We start from the raw sequence: 19,153 nt of genomic DNA, 5'->3' as shown, positions 1-19,153 counted from the left end.
TTTTACTCTACTATAAATGACCCTATGAATTGCTACTGCGGAACAAACAAACCTTACGAATCATGTTGCGAAATTTTTCATCTTAACGGTGGCCAAACAGAAACAGCAGAGCAACTTATGCGCTCAAGATATAGCGCTTTTGTTTTAGCTAATGGGGATTATCTCATGCAAACACATCACGAAAGTACGCGCCCCACAAAAGAAAAAGAGGCTATTGTTAATTGGGCAAAATCGGTGCAATGGATAAAATTAGAGATTTTAGAAACGACGAAAGACACAGTGGAATTCAACGCACATTTTTCTAAAAAAGGCAAAGCCGATTGTATTCATGAAAACTCCAAATTTATAAAAGAAAACACTCTTTGGTATTACTTAGGTTACGCCGAAAACACATATTAAACACACTGCAAAACAATTTTTGCATATAAAATAACACACTATGTACCCATTAAAAAGAAACAGACGATTACGAGCAAACGATGCTATTAGAGGTTTAGTTAGAGAAACAATTATCTCTCCAAACGATTTTATTGTACCCCTATTTGTCACTGAAGGCAAAGGTCTAAAAGAAGAAATCCCTTCAATGCCAAATTACTTTCGCTACAGTATAGATTTATTGGAAAAAGAAGTTAAAGAACTTTGGAGTTTAGGGTTAAAATCGGTGTTAATATTCGCTAAAGTACCAGAGCATTTAAAAGACCAGAAAGGTAGTGAAGCTCTTAATCCTAACGGGTTAATGCAACGCGCCGTTAAAACCGTTAAAAACGCGTGCCCCGATATGTTAGTAATGACAGATGTGGCTTTAGATCCTTACTCTTCCCTTGGTCACGATGGTATTATCGAAAACGGAAAAGTGTTAAACGACGCGTCTGTAGAAGTTTTAGCTGAGATGAGCTTGTCTCACGTTGTTGCTGGAGCCGATTTTGTAGCCCCTAGCGATATGATGGACGGTCGTATTTTGGCTATTCGTGAATTGTTTGAAGACGAAGGGTATGTAGACGCCGGTATTATGAGTTACTCTGCAAAATATGCATCGGCTTTTTATGGTCCGTTTCGCGATGCTTTAGATTCTGCACCTGTCGATCTTATTGATGTACCAAAAGACAAAAAAACGTATCAAATGGATTATGCCAACCGTTTTGAAGCCCTCAGAGAAACCGAAATGGATATAGACGAAGGTGCCGATATTGTAATGGTGAAACCCGGTTTATGTTATTTAGATATTGTTCGCGACCTTAAAAATGAAGTAAATGTACCCGTTGCCGTATACCAAGTTTCTGGCGAGTATTCTATGCTAAAAGCAGCAGCCGAAAAAGGATGGTTAAATCACGATGCCGTAATGCTAGAGCAAATTACAGCTATAAAACGTGCAGGCGCAGATATCATTGCCAGTTACTTTGCTAAGGATGTCGTTAAATTACTAAATCAATAAGACACGATAACGGTATTACTATTTTAAGATAAATTAACACCAAAATTAATAAGTGTTAGTAATTTCATATCTTTTGCCTGCCAAAAAACTAATCGATTCTAAAACTCAATAGCTCATGAGCTTATTATTTCTTTACGCTTTTATCTCCATCTTCTTTTCGTTTCTATGCTCCATACTCGAAGCTGTTTTATTAAGCGTTACCAAAACTTTTATTTCATTAAAAAAGAAAGAAGGTAAAAGCTATGCGCAAGATCTAGAAGCTTTAAAAAAGGATGTCGATAGGCCGTTAATTGCCATTTTAACTCTAAATACTATTGCACATACTGTTGGGGCTATTTTAGTTGGTGTACAAGCAAAAGTAGCTTATGTAGAACTATATGGCACGCAAACACAAACCGTATTTGGGGTTACCTTTACAGAAGATTTAATGGTGGGTGTGGTTTCTACTATAATGACAATCTTAATCCTTGTAGCTTCCGAAATTATACCAAAAACCATTGGGGCCACCTATTGGAAATCGTTGGCCAATTTTACGACTAGAGCTTTAAACACCCTTATATTTCCTTTAAAATACACCGGTATTCTATGGGTTCTTCAGTTAACCACAAAGCTTATTGGCGGTAAAGGTCACGGTAGTATTTTAAGTCGCGAAGGCTTTATGGTAATGACAGAAATGGCGCACGAAGAAGGCGTATTCTTAGAAAATGAAAGTACCATAATTAAAAATCTACTCACATTTAAAGAGGTTCTTGCAAAAGATATTATGACCCCACGAACGGTTATGAAAGTCGAAAACGAAAACATCTCGGTTGCAGATTTCTTTAATAACAATACCTCGCTACGTTATTCTCGTATCCCCGTGTACGCCGATACAGCAGATAATATTATTGGCCTCGTTCTAAAAGCCGAAATATTCAAGGAAATGGCCTTAGGCAATGGTTCAAAAAAAATTAGTGACTTAAAACGAAACATCATTATCGTATCGCGTACTATCCCTATTCCAAAATTACTGAATAAATTACTAGAAAGTAAAAATCATTTGGCCTTAGTCGTCGATGAGTATGGTACCGTTAGCGGACTCGTAACGATGGAAGATGTTATAGAAACGCTCTTAGGACTGGAAATTATGGACGAAAACGATAACGTTTCCGATTTGCAATTAAAAGCTAGAAAGGATTGGGAATCACGTGCAAAAAAACTAGGCGTTATCGATGGTGATGACGTCGAATAATTGCGGTAATAATGGAAGACACCTGCTGCATCAATTCGCCTTTAGGTATTACCAAAATTACAGGTAACCGTAATGGTGTAGTTTCTATCACCGTATTAAATTCGCCAGAAAAGGTCTCCCCAATAATTCCAGAATCTTTAGAAGATTGTGTGCTTCAATTAAACGAGTACTTTCAAGGCGATCGCCAAGACTTCAGTTTAACTTTACAGCCGCAAGGCACCGTGTTTCAGCAACGTGTTTGGAAATTATTACAAACTATTCCTTACGGCAAAACAGTCTCTTATTTGGAGCTTTCCAAACAGCTAGGAGACGCAAAAGCCCTTCGTGCAGTAGCCAATGCCAACGGCAAAAACCCACTTTGGATTGTCGTACCGTGCCATCGTGTTATTGGAAGCGACGGCAGTTTAACCGGTTATGCTGGTGGTTTACACAGAAAACAATGGCTACTCGAGCACGAAAGTCCGTATACCCAAGAACGATTATTTTAACAACTTATCGCACATAATGGCACGGCTATCGTCGTACGTGGCACTTATCTTTATTTATACACACCACCCCATTCTCACTATTACCCCTACTTTTATAAACTGTAAAGCGCTAAATTGCAGAGGTATTCTTCATACACTATCCATACACTATCCATAGGGTATCCATAGGGTATCCATAGGGCAGCTATAGCGTCACCTAATTAATCTATATCTTAATCCGGAATACATAATATCTTTTTGGGTGTTCCGGTTTTTAAAACCGTCGCGCTTTCCGTTATATCTTTTCATTTTGTAAGAAAAAAGAAAAGGATGCCACTGCAATCGCTAACACATAATTTTACTATATTTAGTATTCTAAACTAATTTTGAAACCATGAAATTCATTAAAAACCTCTTAAAGGGAATCGTTATCCTTTTCGCTTTATTAATTGCCACATTATATATTACCGACACCGATTATTTACTAAAAGCGGTGCGCACTATTTATCTGCAAGGTTATTCTACTGCATTTTTAGACGATTACCATCAATTTGATAATCGCTTAATAGAAAATGGCACCCCAGAACCGTGGCCAAACCACGACGATTACAATACAGCAAAAGAAACAGCACGCTTAGAAAAAGCTAATATAGATTGGGGGACCATCGCTTATGTTATTATTAAAAACGATAGTATATGGTTCGAGAACTATTACGATGGGTACAATAAAGACTCGAAAACAAACTCCTTTTCTATGGCTAAAAGCTATGTCTCTGGCCTTATGGGAAAAGCCATTATGGACGGTTATATTAAAAGCGCAGACCAACCCGTTTGCGATTTTATTCCAGAATTTTGTGACGGTAAAGCCGCAAAAATGACGGTTGGCGATTTATCGACGATGAGCTCTGGCACCAATTGGGACGAAGCTTATTATTCGCCACTTTCTATTACTACTCGCGCTTATTTTGATGACGACTTAGCAAAAGTAGTAACAGGTTTAAAAGTAGTCGATGAACCCGGAACGGCTTATAAATATGCCAGTGGAGATACGCAAATGCTAGCTATGGTTATAGAAAAAGCAACCGGAAAAAAGCTATACGATTACCTTACCGAAAGTTTTTGGAAACCCCTAGGTAGCGAAAATGAAACCCTTTGGCAAGTGGATAGCGATGACCACAATTTAGTAAAAGCGTACTGCTGTATTGCGAGTAACGCTAAAGATTTTGCACGTTTTGGAAAACTCTATAAAGACCACGGTAAATGGAATGGCAAGCAAATACTAGATTCTACTTTTGTCGCTAAATCTATAAAACCTGTATTTCCTGCCAGTCCTGAGTACGGCTATGGCTGGTGGTTAAAAACGCATAACGACAAAGACTTTTTTATGATGCGTGGTCACTTGGGTCAATACGTAATTGTGCAACCCGAAGATAATGTCATTATTGTGCGTTTGGGGCACCAGAAATCGCCCGATCAAGGGGTTGGCACATTCACTAAAGATATCTCTTTATATATTGATGAAGCGTATAAGATGCTAAATGCCCATAGCAATTAAACGTGATTACTAATTTAAACCTCTAGCCTTATGATAACCAAGCTTAATCTAGAAAACATTTTATTCTTAGACATAGAAACTGTTCCAGAAACACAGCATTTTTCGGAGTTAGATAGCACCAAACAAGAGCTATGGGATGCTAAATCTAAATACCAACGAAAGGAAGAATTTAGTGCCGAAGAATTTTATGATCGCGCGGGCATTTGGGCAGAGTTTGGTAAAATTGTTTGCATCTCGGTGGGGTATTTTACGGCAAAAGACAACACCCGACTATTTAGAACTACCTCGTTTTATGGTGAGGAAATCACGCTTTTAAACGCCTTTAAAGACTTATTATTATCGCATTTTAGCCAAGCGAAACACTTACTTTGTGCTCATAATGGTAAGGAATTCGATTTCCCATATATCGCACGGCGGATGATTATTCATAATATAGAATTGCCCTACAAGCTTAATTTGTTTGGTAAAAAACCTTGGGAAGTACCGCATTTAGACACTTTAGAATTATGGAAATTCGGCGATTATAAAACGTATACCTCTCTTAAACTACTAACTAACGTGCTAGGTATTCCATCGCCAAAAGATGATATTGACGGTAGTGAAGTGTACAAAGTGTATTACGAAACCAACGATATTAAACGTATTGCCGATTATTGCGAAAAAGATACCATTGCGGTAGCGCAGATATTTTTAAGATTACGTGGCGATGCCCTCTTAAAGGATGATGAAATTATTCACGTGTAGTATCCTCCGCAAAAAAGCTATGCATTCCTTTTTAATTTTATAAGGACGTAATTGTAACGCCTTATTAATCGCGTCTTTATTACAACTTCTCTTAACTACTGTAAGGAAACGACTCACGAAAGGGTAGTATTTTATGTTGCAAGAAACAATTACACAGATAACATCTATAAAAATAAGACCATTAAAAAAGCCCAAACTTACGTTTGGGCTTTTCATTGGACTACTTAGTTTATAAACTACGCTACGCTTACTCTTTAATAAATTTTCGCGTTTCTAAAGCACCATCTATAGTAAACTGAATAAGGTATAATCCCGCTTCTAGAGTACTAACATTAATACCATTAGCGCTATCGGTTCCTTTTGCGATCTCTTGACCTAACATATTTACAATGGTAAAAGGCACATTATCGACCGTCGATTTTACAAACAACGTGTTTCCATTTACTGGATTAGGATAGATTGAAATATTTACTGCATTTGGCGGATAGTTAACTTCCACCGCGACTAAGGTAGCATTAGTGCCACAAGCGCCACGTTGTACCCACTGAGATGCGGTTCTTTCAAATAAATATCCTTGGTATGTTACAAAATCCCCAGAATAATACGTATTGCTACTATTGTAAGCTGCAACACCTTCGCAAATATCTGTACTAGGCCCTGATGTTGTTCCACTTGCCACATTACTAAATCCAGATTCGTTTCCTTCTGCATCTACCGCTTTTACTCTAAATGAAAAGGCGCTATTTTCGGTTAATCCAGTAATATTTGCCGATGTTCCTGTTACGGTTCCAATATTTGTAGCCCCGCTATAAATATCATAACCTGTTACTCCGACATTATCTGTTGAAGCTATCCAACTGAGATCTAAAGTTGTTTGCGTAATATTGGACGCTGATAAGTTTGTTGGGTGACTTGGCGCTTCTGTATCTACACCTGACCCTCCAATATTAATAGTATAATCTTCAACCTCACCATAAGTAAACGATTCACACGCTGTTGGTATAGCATTGTACTTCATAGATACACGCATTCTAGTTGCTGTCGCGCTCGTACTGTTTGGCACAGTAAACGTAATACTAGACGTTGCGTTTTTATTTGCTGCAACGGTACCTATTTGCTCTCCCGCATCAGTAAAATCATTATCACCGTTATAATCAATCCACACAGCGAAAGCTTCATTATATTTCGACCCTGTCCAAGTAGGTGTTATTGTGACGGTATACGCTGTTCCTTTTGCTAAAGTCGTCGAAACTGAAGTAAAATCGGAATAGCCCTGAGCTCCAGAAGTCTTATTAATTGTATTTAATTGCACGCGACTAATATATTCGTCGTTTGTATTAGAACCGGCAGACGTACAATACGAATTTCCGCCGCCACCAGATGGATATGCTGCACCAACACCTACGGCGTGCCACGCATTAGTAACCGCAATTTCTTCTGCGCCCTCTGCACCATATAAATCTTTTGCAGACTGAATTGCTCCTGCTCTTGCATTTGCAAACGTTGAATTAGAAGATAGATATTGCGTTAACGTTCTGTGAGCAATTTTAGCGGACTTGGTCATTCCTATTCCCGAAACGCTATAAGTGCTTCCAATATCGTTAGTCCCATTGCCACCTGCTACAGATAAGTAAAACCAGAAGTTTAAAACGCCCGAATTGGTATGTACACCACAATAATCGTTAGCGTTGGTTGGTGTCCCGCAATTAGGGTTTTTCCAATAGGTGCCATCGTAAGTATCTGGTTGACTATGCGTATTTGGATTACTCATAGAACGCAGTGCCGAAGACCCGCTTCTTCTGTCAATTTCATCTCCTATTAACCAAATTGAGGCCGATGGTGCTGCATTATTACCGTTTCCTTTAGCAAAATGCTCTACGGCTGCTCCCAAAATATCTGAAAACCCTTCGTTTAGTCCTCCAGATTCTCTTTGGTAAGCCAAGTTAGCGGTACTAGAGGTTACGGCATGACCAATTTCGTGTGCAGCAACATCAATAGAGGTTAAAGCATCGAAATACCCATTACCCTCAGTACCGTTTGATGAACCATCACCGTAAGTCATCACACTTCCGTTCCAAAAAGCATTATCGTAACCTGCTCCTCCTGGTTGATCGTCGTAATGCACCCAACTATTAATTGCAGCTCCAGAGCCATTGTAACTATTTCTTCCGTGCACCGTAGATAGATAATCGTACGTTTTTTCAGCTCCCCAATGCGCATCTAAAGCGGCATCGTCCTTAAAGCTATTATTAAATTCTGCAGCTGTCCAGTTGTTATCTGCATCTGTAAAATTTGTTGATGGATAACTGTTTTGCCTACCACTATTGTAGGTGTTAATTCCATTTCCACGGGTATTATCTCTTAGTGCGTAGCTTGAGCCAATAACACGTGTCGTTATCGCTTTTGCGCCACTGTATCGCGTCGCTGCGTTTCCTGATGCTCTAAAAGCAGTTGCTTCTTTGGTCGTGAGATTTTTTTCAGTTATACTTAAATTTTTTGAAGAATTTGCGTGTTCCCCTAAATGCTTAATGATGCTATTATAAAAAAGCACTTTTCCAGTAACAGCATCAATATAGATATCTCCTCTACTCACTGGCTGCGTTGCATAAATATCATACTTATAAGCTAATTGTCCGTTTTTTGAAGTCTCCTTTCCTTGAACTCCAAAGTTTGGTAGCACCACCAATTCTCCGTCTGGCTTCGTGTAGCCCATTTGATTAGCAGCACTTTCATTTTGCCATAAATAGCTTTGTGCACCAACGTGGTTTACTGCCGATTGAAACCCTTGTGCTTTACTTAATGTTGGTGTGGTATTAACACCCTCAAGCTCATAGTACTCCCCACTAATAGAGACCACTTTATTATTTTTTCCGTGCAAAGTATAAGTTGCAAATTCTACAGGGATAGTGTTATAATGCTGTTGATATTTTTGATGTAGAAACCCAATTTCATCTCTTCCGGATTTAATTTGAGTAAAGCCATCGCTATTTTTTGTTTTTAATTGTTCGGCTAAAACAGTATTCACATCTTGCATAGAATACGTTGCGTCTTTCGTAAAGATGACTAGGTTTGGCTGCCCATTCTCACCGTTAACTTTTTGAGCGACGCGTTCTTGTCCATAACTAGCCACACAAACTAATGTTGCTAAGGACGAAAAAAGCAACGCTTTGATAGAGTTTTTTTTCATAATAAATGTTGGGGTTAAAATGTTAATAATTATTGAATAAGGTTTTTAAACGTCGCACTAAAACGACGTTACAACAGAATGTTTGTTTTTTAAGGTGTGAAATCAATTAAAAAACACTCTGATTCAGTAGGGTTTTGCAGTAAAAATCTTATTATTCTAAATAAATAAGCCCCGAATAAAACGAGGCTTATTTTAGTACTACTTAATAAATTTAAGGAGGTTTGTTATTCTTTAATAAATTTTCGTGTTTCCAAAGCACCGTCTATAGTAAACCGAATAAGGTATAATCCCGCTTCTAGAGCGCTAACATTAATACCGTTGGTGCTATCGGTTCCTTTTGCGACTTCTTGACCTAACATATTTACAATGGTAAAGGGCACATTATCGACCGTAGATTTTACAAATAACGTGTTTCCATTTACTGGATTAGGATAGATTGAAATTTTGACACCCAATTGCGATACAAAACCTTCAACTGCAATTCTTGCCGCTCCGCAAGCTCCTAGGTTTGTCCATCCAGAAGAGGTGCGTTCGTATAAATCCCCTTGATACGTTACTTGTTCGCCCACAGTATACGATTGACTACTGTTATACGGTGCCACACCAGCACATTTATCGGTCGGTGTAGTTCCGTTAGTTAACGCTACAGCATCTACAGCCATATCTCCTTGCCATGTTGTTCCTGTGGTACCATCAAATCTTAATTTAATTATACTTCCTGCGTAAGACGATAAGTCTACAGTTGCCGTTTGCCATGTATTCCCTTGGTTTCCTGACTGCGTCCATACGGTCGTCCAGTTTGTTCCATTATTGGTACTTACTGCTACTTTTAAATTCCCCATCGCAGCTGCTCCGTACATGTGGTATTTAAAGTTGAAAGCCCCTTGAGATACTGCTGATAAATCGTAACACGGCGACTCTAATACGGCTCTTTTAGATGAGTTATTAGGTGCCGAAGATTCCATAAAAATATATTGTGATCCTTCTGATGCGCTAGAAGGCCCTGTATTACTAGACGGTGTTGCTCCAGATTTACGTGTCCAATTAAAATCGTCTCCAGAACTTTGCGTCCACGCGCCAAATCCGCTTTCGAATCCTTCGTTATAAGGAAATGAAGAAACGGCTCCCGTGCATCCTGTTGGCGGATTGGTTGTCCCTGAAGTAATATTTATCGTATAATCTTCCACTTCTCCATAAGGGAATGTTTCGCAAGCGGTAGGAATAGCATTGTATTTCATCGCTACTCGTAATCTTGTGTCACCATTTAAGGCCCCTGCAGGGACTGTAAACGTTCCACTAACTGGTGTTGTTGTCGCTGCTGCTTTAGAGAAAATCTGTTCGCCAGAATCTAAAAAATCACCATCGTTATTATAATCTATCCACGCCGCAAAACCTTCTGAATACGTAGAACCCGTCCACGTAGGTGTTACGGTTATGGTATACGCAGTTCCTTTAGATAAGTCTGAAGACATAGAGGTGAAATCTGAATACGATTGTGCTCCAGAAGTATTATTGATACTTCCCACTTTTACGCGACTAATATATTCGTCATTTACACTATTTCCTTGCGCTGTGCAATATTGCGTTCCGGTCTGACATGGAGAACATGAAGATCCACCACAATCTACACCAGTTTCGGTTCCGTTTTGGACACCATCGGTACAGGTAGGTTGCGCAGAACCACTGCATTTATCTGAAGCCGCTAAAGCTGCTCTAGGTCCTCCATTTAATAAAGAAGCCCTCATTCTATTTTTCTGACCCGTAGTATACAGGTTCATACACGAATCGTTTGTGTAATCCATATAGTTTTGTACCATATCTATAGACCCACAAGAGGTTTGACCCACTGGGCACCCACCGTTAGAAGTTTGGTGTGTTGGTGTATCGCTTACAAAATCGTTACCACAATTTGCATCTCCCCAAATATGGCGCAGATTAAAAAAGTGACCTACTTCGTGCGTTGCTGTTCTTCCTTCATCAAAAGGTGCTGATAAATAAAATCCTGAACCTTCATTTTTAGATCCAAAGTACTGTGGCCCCATAACGACGCCATCTGTAGAAGCACTCCCGCCAGGAAATTGTGCATATCCAAGAATTCCTCCGCCAATATTACACACCCACATGTTAAGATATTGTGATGTATTCCAAGGGTTAACTCCGCCTTGCGACGCTTTTTTCATAGCATCATTAGTTCCCCAAGAAGTTTTAGAAGAGGACTTTCGTGTAATACCATTGGTAGTATTTCCATTAGGGTCTACCGCAGCCATACAAAACTCAATTTGCGTATCTGCTGCTTGAGACCACGTAGTATCGGCATCGGCATTTAGTCTTCTAAAATCGTCATTTAAGACTTGAATTTGAGATAAAATTTGAGCCTCACTAATATTTTCATTCGCGTTGCTATAAATAACATGAACTACCACGGGTATGGTAATTACATTTCCGACTATTTTGTTACTAGAAGATTCCATCTGCGCAATTTTAGCTTGCGTAAAAACTTCAATTTGATTCATTCTAGACTCTAATTTCGGGTCTAATTGTTTTCTGTATTCTAAATTCTCCATAGTTTCGCAACGTCGGTCTTGAGCGACCGCGACGAAGGAAAACAGTAAACATAGAATTGATAAAGTAATGTTCCGTTTCATACTATTAGTTTAAGGTTTTTACTTAATTATTATTAATAATGCAGCGAAAGTATTAAAAGCGATGAGTTAAACACATTAGAAGCCTGCTTTTTCGATTAAAAACGCACAAAATAATATTGTTCGGTTTTGTTTACAGATTTTACCGTAAATTTATAATCTCATAACATTGTCCCCGTTATATGACTAAAACAAGCCTACTTACAGTTGAAGATTTATCTATTTCATTTTTTTCGGAGGGTATAGAAAATGAAATCATTCGTTCTATTTCCTATCATTTAGAACCCAATGAAATATTAGGTATTGTTGGCGAATCGGGATCCGGTAAATCGGTGTCTTCGTTAGCTATTTTAGGATTGCTTCCTAAAACCATTGCAAAAATTACTTCGGGACGTATTGTGTATCATAATGAAGATCTCACACAAATTTCCCCCAAAGCGTTTCAAACGATAAGAGGTAAAAAAATAGCGATGATTTTTCAAGAACCTATGAGTTCTTTAAACCCTTCGATGCGTTGTGGTCCCCAAGTAGAAGAAATCCTAAAACAGCACACAACACTTTCTAAAAAAGCTATTAAAGCCGAAACGCTATCTCTTTTTGAAAAGGTAAAACTTCCAGAATCAAATCGCGTGTATAAAGCGTATCCCCACGAAATTTCTGGCGGACAAAAGCAGCGCGTTATGATTGCTATGGCTATTGCCTGCAAACCTGAAATCCTTATTGCGGACGAGCCAACAACGGCACTAGATGTTACTGTGCAAAAAGATATTATTGTTTTACTAAAAGCGCTCCAAGCCGAAAACAAAATGAGCATTATTTTTATTACTCACGATTTGGCGTTGATTTCTGAAATTGCCGATCGTGTTTTGGTGATGTATAAAGGAGCGGTAGTCGAGCAAAATACGGTAAACCATATTTTTAAGGCACCAGAACACGAGTATACTAAAGCTCTTATTAATTCTAGGCCGTCGCTAAAGGTGCGTCTTAAAACATTACCCACCATTACCGATGTGCTAAACGACACCGTTTTAGACGCGGTGGTTACACCCGAAATGCGCGCAGCAAAACATAAAATATTGTATAGTACACCGCCATTATTGGAGGTGAAAAACGTGGAGAAAGACTATGTTTCGACCTCCGGATGGTTCTCGAAACCGGAGCATTTTAAAGCGGTAGACTCTGTAAGTTTTAATATTTACGAAGGAGAAACCCTAGGTTTAGTGGGGGAATCGGGCTGTGGCAAATCGACTTTAGGAAACGCCATTTTGCAACTTGATAAAGCAACAGCCGGAAGTATTTTATATAAAGGCGTAGACATTACAAAATTAAGCACTTCGGAAACCAAAGCGATGCGCAAAGATATTCAGATTATTTTTCAAGATCCGTATTCGTCTTTAAATCCCAGAATCCCTGTTGGCAAAGCCATTATGGAACCTATGAAAGTACACAACTTATATAAAAACGCTGCCGAACGCAAAGAAAAAACAATGGCCATTTTAAAACGTGTGGGCTTAACCGAGGCGCATTTTAACAGGTATCCACACGAGTTTTCTGGCGGTCAGCGTCAGCGTATTGGTATTGCACGCACTATTGCTTTACAGCCTAAACTTATAGTTTGTGACGAAAGTGTATCGGCCTTAGATATTTCGGTGCAAGCGCAAGTGCTTAATTTACTTAACGAGTTAAAAGAGACGTTTAATTTTACCTACCTTTTTATCTCCCACGATTTAGCAGTCGTAAAATATATGTCCGATCAATTATTAGTAATGAATGCTGGTAAGATTGAAGAGCTCGACGATGCCGATGTTATTTACAACACGCCTAAAAAAGAGTATACCAAAAAGTTAATTAGTGCAATCCCTAAAGGGATTTAATTTACTGAATGGTGAATGATGAATGATGATATTGTTCGCGAGCTCAGAATTTTATGAGTTTTTCAATAATGAAAAATGAAAATCGTACTACACAATAGCATCTAAATATTTAAATACTTATTAGGTAGAAAGCGTATTTTAGAACACGAAAAGACAGTGATAAAAAATATCATTTCACTTAAAAAATAGCTTCTATAATTTAGCCATTTATAGCATACAGATTTTTTTTACTAAAAAAAACACACCTCTCGAGAACGAAATGGTGTGTTTTATATTTTGTATAATTCTGTTTTGCATTGTAGGATGTTCAGGTAGATTTGGTACAAAACTCATAACGGTTAGTTTATGGTAAATTTGGGTTATTTATACTGATAGGTTTGGGACTACTAACATAAACCCTTTTGTTAAAAGAATTGGCTTAAAAGCATTAAATTTCGATGAAATACATAAAATTTTAACATTTAACCTATTTTTGTGCTACTATTCTCACCAAAATCTTCCATTTAACACATTTGCTAAATATCCATTTCTGGAATATCGCCCTCTATAATTAAACGGCCCTCCGTTGCTTTCTCGATCTCTTCTACCGAAACCCCGGGTGCGCGTTCTAATAATTTAAATCCCTTATCTGTCACTTCAATAACCGCAAGGTTCGTTACAATTTTCTTTACGCAGCCCACACCCGTTAATGGTAACGAGCAACGTTTTAATAATTTAGACTCTCCGGCGCGATTGGTATGCATCATCGCCACGATAATATTTTCGGCACTGGCTACCAAATCCATAGCGCCACCCATTCCTTTTACCATTTTACCCGGAATTTTCCAGTTGGCAATATCGCCGTTTTCGGCAACCTCCATTGCGCCTAAAATGGTTAAATCTACGTGCTGACCACGAATCATAGAAAAACTCATTGCCGAATCAAAGAAACTCGCTCCCGGCAAGGTTGTAATGGTTTGTTTTCCTGCGTTAATAATATCGGCATCTTCTTCACCATCAAACGGAAAAGGCCCCATACCAAGCACGCCATTCTCACTCTGAAATTCTACTTCTATATCGTCGCGCACATAATTTGCTACTAACGTTGGAATACCAATCCCTAAGTTTACGTAGTCACCATCTTGCACTTCTTTTGCAATGCGTTTTGCAATTCCTATTTTATCTAACATACTGTTTTATTTTGATGTGTTTACACCTAATCCCTAGTCTGTACAGGTTTTTAAAGCGCCCTACACGACTATAATTGGCATCTACTAATTACTATAAAGATTCCTTATTCGCGAGTACGCACGGTACGTTGCTCGATACGTTTTTCGTAAGCTGTACCTTGAAAAATACGTTGCACAAAAATACCTGGAATATGTATTTGGTTCGGGTCTAACGTTCCTGCAGGCACTAATTCTTCCACCTCAGCGACTGTAATAGTTGCTGCGCCACACATTACCGGATTAAAATTTCGTGCTGTTCCTTTAAAAATCAAGTTTCCAGCTTCGTCCCCTTTCCAAGCTTTAACAAAGGCAAAATCGGCTTTAAAAGCGTGCTCTAACACGTACATTTTACCGTTGAACTCGCGTGTCTCTTTACCTTCGGCCACTTCGGTACCATAACCAGCAGGGGTGTAAATAGCAGGAAAACCGGCTTGTGCAGCACGACAACGTTCGGCAAGAGTGCCTTGCGGAATAAGCTCTACGTCTAACTCTCCAGACAGCATTTGCCTTTCGAACTCGTCGTTTTCACCGACGTAAGACGATACCATTTTTTTTATTTGACGCTTTTTTAATAATAAGCCCAGACCAAAATCGTCTACTCCCGCGTTATTAGAAATACACGTTAAGTCCTTTATATTACTATCTACCAAGGCAGTGATTGCGTTTTCCGGAATACCCGACAAGCCAAAACCACCCAACATAAACGTCATATTATCGGTAATGCCTTCTGTCGCTTCTTTAACTGAATTTACTTTTTTATTAATCATACTTAAATTGTCTTTTGAGCCTTAAAATTAAGGAATTTAAATCTCAGAACCGCTTTTTGGGCACATTTTTGCGAAAAAGCAAAAACCAGGCCTTCCGCTATATCTTTTGCCAAACGCAAAAGGATGCCGCTACACTCCTTTTTGCAGATTCTTATTACAATTTAGAAGTAGTTTTAAGAAAAAGAATTTGTAGTGAACTAAATGTTTTACTAATGGAAATATGTATTGCTTTAAAACAAAAATAGCCGAAAAGAAACAATTTTTAAATTTAGTTCTTAACTACTATTTTTTATATATGTGGTGGTAGTTAATTTTTATTCTTCTCCAACATAACTAAAATAGACTTCACGAATAATTATTTCTTTATTTTTTATTTCAGATTTATCTATTAAAAATATATGTTTAGCTTTTTCAAATAATTTAAAAACCTTGTTATATTCCATTTTTCGCATAACGTCAATAGACATCAACAAATCTTTGTTATTTTTTAAAAAAGAGTTAAGGATTATCTCTATTCATCTCGTCAAAGTCTTTATATTCCCCACTTGATAAATTGATAATTCCTGTTGGGGACTTACCTTTTAGGTTATCATAAATTGAAAAATAATAATTTCCAAGTAGTATGCTTTTTGGGTTATTTCTTAGTCGTTTTTTTTCAAATTCAGAATTGTCAAACACTACAAAAAGAGTTTCCTCATTACTAATACTTTTATTTATAGACTTACACGAGTTAAGTATTAAACAACTAAATATAATCAATTCTAAGTTCAAGTTATAAGTGCAACACGAATATTTAAAATAGATGGGGCTAGCCCCATCTATTTTAGGCTCAATATCTATATTCGTTTTAGATGAAACATTATAAACAATTAGCCTTGTCACAAAGGTATCAAATTTCTACATTATTAGAGACAGGAATAACTATTACTCAAATTTCGAAGATCATCGGTGTTCATAAAAGTACCGTATCAAGAGAATTAAAGAGGAACACACCAGGTAGAGGTAGAACAGCTGGCAGTTATATAGCAGAGCACGCTCAACAAAAAACTGAGCAAAGACATTGCAATAAGCCAAAGTCTATTCTATTGACAGAAGCTCTTAAAAAGCGAATTGCTGGTTTGATGGAGTATGAGAAATGGAGCCCTGAGCTTATAGCAAAGCGACTTAGTAAGGAATCTGAAGTTTGTGTAAGCCACGAAACTATTTATAAATGGATATGGACTGCAAAGCATAGCAACCATAGAAAACATAGCTCTTATAAAAAATTACATAAGCATCTACGCCACACAGGTAGGAGGCAAAAGAGGAGTAATATTAAAGATAAACGTGGAGCAATCACTGGACGTGTAGGTATTGATAAGCGACCCAAGATAGTAGAAAAACGTTTACGCATTGGCGACATAGAAGTAAACCTTATGATGGGTAGTAACCATAAATCAGCATTACTAGTGATGACAGATAGAGCAACATGGGTTACTATGATAGAAAAACTCAGTAGTAAAAATGCAGATAAAGTTTATAAAAAGATGAATCAACGGATTACAAATTTTGACGCATCTTGGATAAAAACAATAACATTTGACAATGGAAAAGAGTTTGCCTATCATCATAAAATAGCAAAAGATGTGAATGCAAAAACATATTTTACAAGACCTTATACCTCGCAAGATAAAGGAACTGTAGAAAACAGAATTGGTGTGATAAGAAGATTTTTTCCAAAGAAAACAGACCTTAGAGAGGTCTCAAACAAAACAATAAAAGAAGTAGAAAAATTACTAAATTACAGACCAATTAGAAAGTTTAATTATAATAACCCAATTGAAGTCCTAAATAATAAGTGTGTTGCACTTATCGGTTGAACTCAGCAATACCAATGTAACCCCTAAGAGCAACATTACTAGTTTTAAATACTGTTTAAATTTTCTTTTTTTCATTCGTTTGGTTGGTTTTAAAAATTATTAATTTTATTATTAAAAAGCAAGTGTATAATAACAATCTCACAATACCTTTTTATACCATTCATCGAAAACTTCAACTTAGTAGCACTTTTCATTACGGTAAAAACCGTAATGGGAGTAAAATTCTTTTAGTTTAAAAGCAAAAATAGCAGAAAAGAAACAAACTTTATGTTTAACTCTTAACTGCTATTTTTTAATTAGTGTTTAGCGAAAAACACGCCTCTGGGAAACATAAAATATTATTGTAAAAGCCAAAGCAACAGCTTATATTTTGGTCATAAAATATTTGTGAGAAAACCTATTAAGTTCTACTTCTCGAATAGTAATTAATTCTCCTTCGAATTCGCCTTTATCTATAATTAGAATTTTTTTGGCCGAGGTTAATATTTCGTCGAGCAATGCTAAAAAATAAGAAACATCATCTTTATTATAACCTCTAAAAAAACAATTGTTAATGATATGATTTTTATTATCCTTTAAAAATTTCTTGTGTTTTTTATAAACGTTCGAGGTGATTCCAGCATCTCTTTTATCAAAATCAAAATATTTCATATGCTGAAATTCAATTTTGGAAGAGTCTTTTAATATATATATATAAGTAATAACGGTGTCTTTTTTAACTATAAATTTATTGACAACACTATTTTTATTTTCTTCTAATAGAATATATAACGTGTCTTTTTTTGAAAATTTTATAAAGAACTTATCTTTGCTAATTCTTTCTTTGAAAATTTTATTTTTTAATAGATATTCTTTAGAATAGGTCGATTCTACAGTACGAGAAGTCATTTTAGTAGAATCTTTTACCTGCGAAAAGGAGTATAAAGAGATAAATAATAATGGAAAAATAAATGTTTTAATTTTCATTGCAGTAAGTTTTTGAAAATTGTTTACCTGTGCTGTTATATTTTGAAAACAAGTATTGATTAACTGTTAAGCTTTCTAAGACGGACTGAACTGCTGAAGTATTTTGCAATCCTGTCATTGATAAATTTTTAAAAAATAATGACCAATTAAATAAATGACTTTCAGTTAATGGATTATTTATATCATTTGCTGTGTAATAATCTAAATCGGAAACATAATTTTGATTACTCAAAGGGATTAAATCATCTTTAACGTCAGTCAAAATTTGCTCCATTACAGGAAGCATATAGGTAAATATGAAATCATGCTGACTTTGATTATTTCCATCTATATCTAGTTCACAATTAAAATCATTATAAAACTGATTTAGTATACTTTCTAATTCAATATCATTATAGGGATGTAATGATGACGCTTGACTACAATTTTGAATCTTTAAATAAAGATAAGCGTGAATGCATTCATGCAAAATATTTCTCGCAATTTGAATATTTGAAGCTTTAGCATCATGTAATGGGTTTAATGTGTTTTTATTTATTTCAATTAGAACATCCATAGATTCAACTTCTCCTGTAGAAGTGTTTAACATTAAACTTGTTCTTGTTGCAGTTGCCCCTATAGAATTAGCTAAATTAGCTACAATTTCAAATTTAACATTTAAACTTTCATTTTCTCCAAAAGTATCTATAAATAAATCTTTGAATTTTGGTGAATCTACCAATTTATCATAAATACACATAAATTTTTCGTTTTCAGGCAAACTAATAGTATCACATCCTTTTCTAACATCTCCTAAATCTACATTAAAAGGCGAATTTAGACTATATTGAGAGTTAAAATTTTCATCAGATGTATAACAATCTTCCTCTATCTCCAATTCCTCTGGACAATCATCACCTCTACAAGGTGTTGTTGGTGTTGTAACGCCTCCATTGCTTGATGAACCACCACTACCACCGTTGTTGGTTTGGCCTCCATTTGTATCCCCAGTGTTTGTAGATTCAGTATCATTACCCACTGGTTCGCCAGAATCTCCCCAGCTTCCTGCACCACCTCCTCCGCTGGGCGTGCAAGTTTCTGCAATTACTATACTGTAAAAATCAATACCACAATCACCATAACCTATAGAATCATTATGATCACCAGAACTACAATATTCTTCAATTGTATAAGTACAGCCTTCTTTACTCAAAAATCCAGTTACAAAACTGTCGTTATCGA

The 19,153-nt window shown here is 36.8% G+C and carries 15 protein-coding genes; 8 read left to right on the top strand and 7 right to left on the bottom strand.

The features are described from left to right. Window positions 1-24 precede the first annotated feature (24 nt). The 6 genes from ES676_RS13695 (at window position 25) to ES676_RS13670 (ending at window position 5,429) form a co-directional block, all read left to right on the top strand. Window positions 25-399 carry a YchJ family protein gene (locus tag ES676_RS13695; protein WP_148370894.1) on the top strand — a complete coding sequence of 125 codons (375 nt, stop codon included), beginning with the start codon at window positions 25-27 and terminating at the stop codon, window positions 397-399. A gap of 40 nt (window positions 400-439) precedes the next feature. Next, entirely contained in the window at window positions 440-1,432 is a 993-nt protein-coding gene (hemB, locus tag ES676_RS13690) for a porphobilinogen synthase (RefSeq protein ID WP_148370893.1), read from the top strand. Window positions 1,433-1,547: 115 nt separating this feature from the next. After that, complete coding sequence (locus tag ES676_RS13685; protein ID WP_148370892.1) at window positions 1,548-2,663, top strand: CNNM domain-containing protein; 1,116 nt, start codon at window positions 1,548-1,550, stop codon at window positions 2,661-2,663. A gap of 11 nt (window positions 2,664-2,674) precedes the next feature. Beyond that, complete coding sequence (locus ES676_RS13680) at window positions 2,675-3,151, top strand: methylated-DNA--[protein]-cysteine S-methyltransferase (protein ID WP_148370891.1); 477 nt, start codon at window positions 2,675-2,677, stop codon at window positions 3,149-3,151. A 373-nt stretch (window positions 3,152-3,524) separates the two neighbouring features. Then, a complete protein-coding gene (locus ES676_RS13675) occupies window positions 3,525-4,685 on the top strand; it encodes a serine hydrolase domain-containing protein (RefSeq protein WP_148370890.1) in 1,161 nt (386 codons plus the stop codon). Window positions 4,686-4,715: 30 nt separating this feature from the next. Continuing rightward, window positions 4,716-5,429: a 3'-5' exonuclease gene (locus ES676_RS13670; protein ID WP_148370889.1), complete on the top strand. Its 714-nt coding sequence runs from the start codon at window positions 4,716-4,718 to the stop codon at window positions 5,427-5,429. 247 nt (window positions 5,430-5,676) lie between these two features. On the opposite strand, the gene ES676_RS13665 is transcribed toward ES676_RS13670, so the two are convergent. Together ES676_RS13665 and ES676_RS13660 are read right to left on the bottom strand one after the other, a co-directional pair. Further along, a complete protein-coding gene (locus ES676_RS13665) occupies window positions 5,677-8,616 on the bottom strand; it encodes a M4 family metallopeptidase (RefSeq protein ID WP_148370888.1) in 2,940 nt (979 codons plus the stop codon). A 224-nt stretch (window positions 8,617-8,840) separates the two neighbouring features. Continuing rightward, window positions 8,841-11,261: a GEVED domain-containing protein gene (locus ES676_RS13660; RefSeq protein ID WP_148370887.1), complete on the bottom strand. Its 2,421-nt coding sequence runs from the start codon at window positions 11,259-11,261 to the stop codon at window positions 8,841-8,843. 179 nt (window positions 11,262-11,440) lie between these two features. On the opposite strand from ES676_RS13660, the gene ES676_RS13655 reads away from it, so the two are divergent. Continuing rightward, the gene (locus ES676_RS13655) at window positions 11,441-13,132 is read left to right on the top strand and encodes an ABC transporter ATP-binding protein (RefSeq protein WP_148370886.1); all 1,692 of its coding nucleotides are present in this window, start codon (window positions 11,441-11,443) and stop codon (window positions 13,130-13,132) included. A 515-nt stretch (window positions 13,133-13,647) separates the two neighbouring features. Here the strand turns inward: ES676_RS13655 and ES676_RS13650 are convergent. The 3 genes from ES676_RS13650 to ES676_RS14785 all read right to left on the bottom strand — a co-directional run bounded on the left by ES676_RS13650 (window position 13,648) and on the right by ES676_RS14785 (window position 15,574). Beyond that, the gene (locus ES676_RS13650; protein ID WP_148370885.1) at window positions 13,648-14,301 is read right to left on the bottom strand and encodes a CoA transferase subunit B; all 654 of its coding nucleotides are present in this window, start codon (window positions 14,299-14,301) and stop codon (window positions 13,648-13,650) included. Between the two features lie 104 nt (window positions 14,302-14,405). Beyond that, the gene (locus ES676_RS13645) at window positions 14,406-15,107 is read right to left on the bottom strand and encodes a CoA transferase subunit A (RefSeq protein ID WP_148370884.1); all 702 of its coding nucleotides are present in this window, start codon (window positions 15,105-15,107) and stop codon (window positions 14,406-14,408) included. A 314-nt stretch (window positions 15,108-15,421) separates the two neighbouring features. After that, window positions 15,422-15,574 carry a hypothetical protein gene (locus tag ES676_RS14785; RefSeq protein WP_170234464.1) on the bottom strand — a complete coding sequence of 51 codons (153 nt, stop codon included), beginning with the start codon at window positions 15,572-15,574 and terminating at the stop codon, window positions 15,422-15,424. A gap of 384 nt (window positions 15,575-15,958) precedes the next feature. On the opposite strand from ES676_RS14785, the gene ES676_RS13640 reads away from it, so the two are divergent. Beyond that, window positions 15,959-16,966 carry an IS30 family transposase gene (locus ES676_RS13640; RefSeq protein WP_148370883.1) on the top strand — a complete coding sequence of 336 codons (1,008 nt, stop codon included), beginning with the start codon at window positions 15,959-15,961 and terminating at the stop codon, window positions 16,964-16,966. Between the two features lie 363 nt (window positions 16,967-17,329). Here the strand turns inward: ES676_RS13640 and ES676_RS13635 are convergent, their stop codons facing one another. Together ES676_RS13635 and ES676_RS14780 are read right to left on the bottom strand one after the other, a co-directional pair. Then, window positions 17,330-17,932, bottom strand: a complete 603-nt coding sequence (locus ES676_RS13635; RefSeq protein WP_148370882.1) for a hypothetical protein — start codon at window positions 17,930-17,932, stop codon at window positions 17,330-17,332. Beyond that, window positions 17,922-19,153 (bottom strand): hypothetical protein (locus ES676_RS14780; RefSeq protein WP_394348795.1); only part of this gene is annotated, 1,232 nt, incomplete at its 5' end. The genes ES676_RS14780 and ES676_RS13635, both read right to left, overlap by 11 nt.

The sequence above is a fragment of the Bizionia saleffrena genome, assembly GCF_008086175.1.
GTDB lineage: Bacteria > Bacteroidota > Bacteroidia > Flavobacteriales > Flavobacteriaceae > Bizionia > Bizionia saleffrena.
This window is presented reverse-complemented; position numbering and strand designations above follow the sequence as displayed.